Source organism: Paraburkholderia sp. (assembly GCF_049581445.1).
GTDB lineage: Bacteria > Pseudomonadota > Gammaproteobacteria > Burkholderiales > Burkholderiaceae > Paraburkholderia.
Genome location: NZ_JBAURZ010000193.1, coordinates 1 through 5,257 on the forward strand (window position 1 = coordinate 1; position 5,257 = coordinate 5,257).

The following is a 5,257-nucleotide window of genomic DNA, read 5'->3' on the forward strand; positions in this document are numbered from 1 at the left end:
GTGCGTACCAGCAGGCTCGCGCCCACTTCCGCCTCGAGCCGCTGCATGTGCGTGCTGACCATGGTCTTGGCGACGCCGAGGCGGTCGGCCGCGGCCGTCAGCGACCCGCACTCAATGACTGCCACAAAAACCGCCAGCCGGTTGAGGTTGACATCACTGGCGCTCGCCATTGGATTATCCACTTTAAGAGGAAAGAGTAACCATGATTATCCATCTTCTCAGGCCCAACGGAACAGCCTAAGCTACGTTCACTCTTTCCATTCCCTTGTTTCTGGAGTCGTTCATGCCTTCTTCCAAGCCCGCTCAACCGATCCGGGTGCATTCCGTCTTGCTGTCCGGCCACGCGCACCGCATCAGGTTGTTCCTGTCGCTGCTCGATTTGCCGTTCACGGTGGTCGAACTGAATATGAAGGCGGGTGACAATCGCAAGCCGGCGCACCTTGCGCTCAACCCGTTTGGCGAAGTGCCGGTGATCGAAGATGGCAATTTCGTCCTGAGCGATTCCAACGCGATTCTGGTGTACCTGGCACGCAAATATGGCGACCCTTCATGGCTGCCCCAAGATCCGGAAGGCGCCGCCGCCGTGCAACGGTGGCTGTCGCTGGCGGCCGGAAAGATCGCCTACGGCCCTTGCGCCGCGCGCCTCGTGACGCTGTTCGGTGCGCCACGCGACCTGCCGACCGCCCAGCAAATCGCGGTGGATCTGTTGAAGGTGCTCGACGCGGAATTGCGCGACAAGTCGTTCGCAACCGGCCAGACGCCGACGATTGCAGATGTCGCGGGCTATTCGTATATCGCCCATGCGCCAGAAGGCGGCATCTCGCTGGAACCCTATCCGAACGTGCGTGCATGGCTCAAACGCGTCGAAGCGCTCCCTGGCTTCATCGCGATGCCGGCCAGCAAGGCCGGACTGCTCGTCGAGTAGCACCACAACGGGCGGCTTCGCGCCGCCCGAGGACCTCACCGGAGTCCATCATGTCCACCCCCGCTTCTGTTCCCGCTCCTGCTGCTGGTCCCGCGCCTGGCTGGCGCGCTGCCGAATCGCCGTTCCACGTCGGCGAGCTGGCTGCGCAGGAGCGTTGGGGCGTGCGCGAGCGTATGGACGTGGAAGCGCGCCGGGGCATTCGCGACTTCATGCCCGACCAGCATCGCAAGTTTTTCTCAGAGCAGCCGTTCATGGTGTTGGGTGGGCTCGATGCGAGCGGACAGCCGTGGGCCACGCTGCGCTTCGGCGAGGCCGGTTTTATCTCGACTCCCGACCAACACACACTACGCATCGCCGGACGTGCTCCGGCGGGCGATCCGCTGGGCGACGCCTGGCAAGTGGGCGCGTTGATCGGCGCGCTTGGGATTCAGCCCGCCACACGGCGGCGCAACCGCGTCAACGGCGTGATAACGGCGCACGATGCAGATGCGATCACGGTGGCCGTCAGCCAGAGCTTCGGCAACTGCAACAAATATATCCAGAGCCGCGCGCCCACCTATGACGCAACCGTCATCGAAACGCCGGCTACGAACACAGCGCCCGAAGTCTCGCTGTCTTTGAGCGAAGCGGATCGCGCGCTGATTGGCCGTGCGGACACCCTGTTCATCGCGAGCGCAAATGCCGCCAGCGAGGCGGGCCATGCACGCGGCGCCGATGTGTCGCACCGCGGCGGCAAGCCCGGTTTCGTGCGGGTCGACGATGACGGGGCGCTGACGCTGCCGGATTTCACCGGCAATCTGTTCTTCAATACGATCGGCAACCTGATGGTCGATCCCCGTGCGGGGCTCCTGTTTCCCGATTTCGAAACCGGCGACCTCGTGTTCATGGCGGTGGATGCCGAAATCATCTGGGAAGGCGCCGAGCTGGCATCCTTCACAGGCGCTGAGCGGCTCATGCGTTTTCATGTGCGCGAAATTCGACGCAGCCAGCACGCGTTGCCGTTCCGCTGGTCAGCAGTGCAGTACGCGCCGCAACTCGCGAGAACCGGCACCTGGGATACGCAGCCTGCAGCGGCCGCAGTGACGGATGCATGGCGCAAGCTGAAGGTGGCCGACGTGCATGACGAAACGCCAACCGCGCGATCCTTCTATTTTCAGAGCGTTGACGGATCGGCGCTGCCGCACTTCGAACCCGGCCAGTTTCTGCCGATCCGCTTGCCTGTGCCTGGGTCCGACACACCGTTGATTCGCACCTATACGTTGTCCGATAGCGATCACGGCCATCATTTCCGCATTACCGTGAAGCGCGAGGGCGTTGCTTCCGCGTGGTTGCACGATCAGTTGAAGCCGGGCATGGAGATCGAGACCAAGTTGCCCGGTGGGACATTTACACTGGATCGCACGAGCCGGCGTCCGGTTGTGCTGCTCTCGGCCGGCATTGGAATTACGCCGATGATCGCGATGCTCAACACGATGCTCGCCGATTCGTCCGCGCAGAACCAGCCCGAACACATCTACTTTATTCACGGCGCGCGCGATGCCGACGAGCATGCTTTCGCTGAGCAGTTAATCGCCGCGGCGCGTGCCTCTACTCGTTTGAGCGTGCATCTGCGAGAAAGCCGGCCCTCGAACGGCGAGTTCGCCGTTGCCGCCGGGACGGCGGGTCGCGTGGACATTGATTTTCTGAAGCGCGTGCTGCCGTTCGGCGATTACGACTTTTACCTCTGCGGTCCCGGCCCGTTCATGCAGGACCTCTATAACGGCTTGCGCTCGCTGAATATCGCCGATGAGCGCATTCGTTTCGAGGCCTTTGGACCTGCCAGCGTCAAGCGTACCCAGCGCGCTGCGGCTACGGATTCTGGCGCGGCGCCAAAGCTCCCGCCCGTCACTCCGCGCGATCCGGCGACCAGTTCGAAAGTAGTATTTGCGACCACGCAACGCGATGCACGGTGGTCCGCCGAAGACGGAACCCTGCTCGACTTTGCCGAGACAAACGGCGTGGATGCACCATCAAACTGCCGATCCGGCATGTGCGGCACCTGCTCGACGCGTCTGATCTCCGGCGAGGTGAGCTATCCGGTGCCATACGAAGCGGTGATCCAGCCCGGTCACGCGCTGATCTGCTGCGCGATACCGGCGCGCACGGGAGCAGGAGAAGCCTCCACCGTTGTTCTGGATCTGTAGGCTCGAATTCTTGCCATCGCCCTAAGAGCGTTTCGACTGGCGTGATGCCACCGTGCTTGCGCTCTCGCTACGTTTGTCCGCGGGTTGCGGCGTTTCTGCGCGCGGCGCTGCGTCATTCCTTTCGGTGTCCGCACCTGACATCATCGTCAGATAACCCAACACGGCGGCCGTCACGCGGCGAATAAGTCCGGCCGTGTCCGTTTCTTCGCGTTCGCCGGCTGCATCCACAAGGCCACGGATGATCGCCAGCAGATCGCGTGTGGCGACGTCCGCGTCCTGTTGCTGGGGCAAGCCTTCCCGCGCGAGGATCTCCATCAGCAAGGTGCGCATCGATCCTTTGCCGGACAGCGCGGTGCGCAACTCCGGCCGGCTCTCCTCGACATCGAGCAGCTTCGCAAGCCTCGGTCTCGCGAACTGCTGCCGCACCGCGACACCAATCAGATAATCGAGCGCAAGCGGCCCGTCCAGGTGATCGAGCGCGGCAAGTGCCTCCTGATAGAAGCGGTCGTTCTCGCGCTGCATCAGCGCAATCGTCAACGCGTCCTTGCCGGCGAAGTACTGATACAGCGAACCAATGCTGACGCCGGCGCGCTGCGCGACCGCGTTCGTGTTGAAACCTTCGAGTCCTTTCGTTTCAAGCACCTGTGCGGCCGCTTCGAGCAAGATGGCGACCATGCGTTCGGAGCGGGGTTGGCTCGGCGCCCTGCGTGGTTTGAGCGGTGACGGATTCGACTGGCGAGGCATACGGCAATCAGATGGATGAGTGACGAAAGAATGGCTCGGTCAAGTCAGCGCCATCGCTTCAGGCCGTTTTAGTCTGGCTTGCTTTCGCCCGACTGCCAGCAGGCGCGTTCTTCTTCAGCTTGGTCTGGTTGTACTCGATCGCGGCACGGACGAGGCTTCTTAGACCCTTCGCGTTGACCTTATCGCCTTCGAAGAAATCGATCGCGCGTCTTGCGTTACCTTCCAGTCCGGCGTTGAAGAGTTTGTCGGGATCGGCCAGGTGCGCCCCGTGGGCAAACGTCAGCTTCACCTTGCCTTTATGGGCATTGGCGACCGCAATCATGCCGTCGCGGGACCATACCGGGCTTCCCATCCACTTCCATTCTTCGATGATCTCCGGGTCCGCCTCAAGGATGACCTTTCGGACACTGGCAAATGTTTTGCCGCGCCAGTCGGTGATTCCCGCAATCAGCTGATCGATGTTTTCCGATGGATTCATTAGATTGCCTACGCCTCCGGTAACGGTGCTGGTTCAAGCTTTCAATAGGGCCATAAGCGTCAGTCTAGCGCACTCGGAATGACAGGCTGACAAGTCGGTCGAGCACGTGCGTCGAAAGCCTTACAAAGCCGCTATTTGCATGACGTGAAACTTTAGTTTTGCTTTCGACCAATCGCGTTTCGAAAACAGTTTGTTCACCTTACATAAACTTCGGCGACCTGAATAAAGAATCCGTAATAGTCGAGTAACCAAATGACTACCCCACTCTCCTACACTGCGCAGTCGACGTAGTCTGGGAGCGCCGTACATGTCATCGACAGTTGCCTTGGAGATCCATTCTCTGAACTCGTTTGAGCTCACCGGAGATGGTCAGTGTATCTGATGCTCAAAGGCAATCAGCCCGAGAGCATTGCGTTGCTCGGTCATGCACGAACTCCTCGCGCAGGCGTACGCCGAGGATATGCCTGCGATCCCCCTATTGTGAGAGTTTCCCGTCTGCCTGTATGAACTTTGAAACCCTGTTTGCTCGTAGCGCCCGTGCGCTGACATTTATCGGCGTAAGCATGACCTCGGTCTCGGCCTTTGCTACCGACCCGTTCGTGGTCCGCGACATCCGGCTCGAAGGCCTGCAGCGGATCGAACCGAACACGGTCTTCTCCTATCTGCCCATCAAACAGGGCGATACCTTCACCGACGACAAGGCGTCTGAAGCGATCCGCGCGCTGTACGCGACGGGCTTCTTCAACGACGTCAAGATTTCGACCGAAGGCGATGTCGTCATCGTGCAGGTTCAGGAGCGTCCGGCAATCGGCTCGATCGACTTCTCCGGCCTCCACGAATTCGACAAGGACAACCTGACCAAGGCGATGAACTCGGTCGGGCTCTCGCTGGGCCGCTATTACGACAAGTCGCTGGTCGACCGCGCGC

The 5,257-nt window shown here is 61.1% G+C and carries 6 protein-coding genes; 3 read left to right on the plus strand and 3 right to left on the minus strand.

Annotated features, from left to right (window positions below):
* Positions 1 to 170, minus strand: a 170-nt coding sequence (locus tag WCA85_RS16990) for a helix-turn-helix domain-containing protein (RefSeq protein ID WP_424065808.1), incomplete at its 3' end; no start/stop codon positions are given.
* A 113-nt stretch (positions 171 to 283) separates the two neighbouring features.
* On the opposite strand from WCA85_RS16990, the gene WCA85_RS16995 reads away from it, so the two are divergent.
* Together WCA85_RS16995 and WCA85_RS17000 are read left to right on the plus strand one after the other, a co-directional pair.
* Positions 284 to 925, plus strand: coding sequence for a glutathione S-transferase family protein (locus WCA85_RS16995; protein WP_424065801.1), 642 nt, complete (start codon positions 284 to 286; stop codon positions 923 to 925).
* A 50-nt stretch (positions 926 to 975) separates the two neighbouring features.
* Positions 976 to 3,108 (plus strand): pyridoxamine 5'-phosphate oxidase family protein, encoded by a 2,133-nt coding sequence (locus WCA85_RS17000; protein WP_424065802.1) that lies wholly within the window; start codon positions 976 to 978, stop codon positions 3,106 to 3,108.
* Positions 3,109 to 3,129: 21 nt separating this feature from the next.
* Here the strand turns inward: WCA85_RS17000 and WCA85_RS17005 are convergent, their stop codons facing one another.
* Both WCA85_RS17005 and WCA85_RS17010 read right to left on the minus strand, forming a co-directional pair.
* Complete coding sequence (locus tag WCA85_RS17005) at positions 3,130 to 3,783, minus strand: TetR/AcrR family transcriptional regulator (RefSeq protein WP_424065804.1); 654 nt, start codon at positions 3,781 to 3,783, stop codon at positions 3,130 to 3,132.
* Positions 3,784 to 3,910: 127 nt separating this feature from the next.
* Positions 3,911 to 4,330 carry a DUF1801 domain-containing protein gene (locus tag WCA85_RS17010; protein WP_424065806.1) on the minus strand — a complete coding sequence of 140 codons (420 nt, stop codon included), beginning with the start codon at positions 4,328 to 4,330 and terminating at the stop codon, positions 3,911 to 3,913.
* A gap of 563 nt (positions 4,331 to 4,893) precedes the next feature.
* On the opposite strand from WCA85_RS17010, the gene WCA85_RS17015 reads away from it, so the two are divergent.
* On the plus strand, positions 4,894 to 5,257 hold a 364-nt coding region (locus tag WCA85_RS17015), incomplete at its 3' end, for a POTRA domain-containing protein (RefSeq protein WP_424065809.1).